The 621-nt window shown below is 51.2% G+C and carries 1 protein-coding gene; it reads left to right on the plus strand.

All coding sequences use genetic code 11. The features are described 5' to 3' along the window. Positions 1-577 (plus strand): hypothetical protein (locus ACO0KV_RS18365; RefSeq protein WP_423044599.1); only part of this gene is annotated, 577 nt, incomplete at its 5' end. Between the last annotated feature and the right edge of the window lie 44 nt (positions 578-621).

The raw sequence follows: 621 nt of genomic DNA on the forward strand, positions 1-621 counted from the left end.
AAAAATCAAGGCAGGCTGGGTCGCTGATCCACAATGGTATATGCGTCATATCCGTGTCAAATTTCCCTGGCGTCATCGATTGGTGGGGAATGTCTCGCGACTGATTGAATTAGATAGTTACAAAGGCAGTGGCGAGTTTGAAACTATTGGTGCATGGGAAATGGCGATGTACCAGCAAATAGCAACCATGCGCGGGATTCCAGAAACTGCCATGTTTTGGTTTGAGGATAAATCTGGGCAGCGCCATTATTTATGGCTAGAGTTTCATTTGCGGCAACGTGCTGGCGGCGAGGCGGATTTACGGCCCGTACGTGCTGCCTTTGATCAACTCTACCCAGGCCGACAACTGGAAGACAATGAATACTTCCCCGGGGACGAAGATATGTCCACCGTAGAGGTCACTGTCGGCGACGACCCTGACCAGATCACTGCCGCCTTGGTCAAGGGCAATCAACGCATTCCACTTCCCGTCGGAAAAGTGCAACGCTTTGCACTCCAACCCGGTGCCCACTGGAACGGGCAGCCGTCACCTCAACCCGAGATCATCAAACTGTTTCAAACAGGACCAGACGTTTGATTGTGATCACTCGGCTGTCATGAATAATCCCTGTGTTTTATGGC

It is taken from the genome of Undibacterium sp. RuRC25W, assembly GCF_049339825.1.
Lineage (GTDB): Bacteria > Pseudomonadota > Gammaproteobacteria > Burkholderiales > Burkholderiaceae_D > Undibacterium.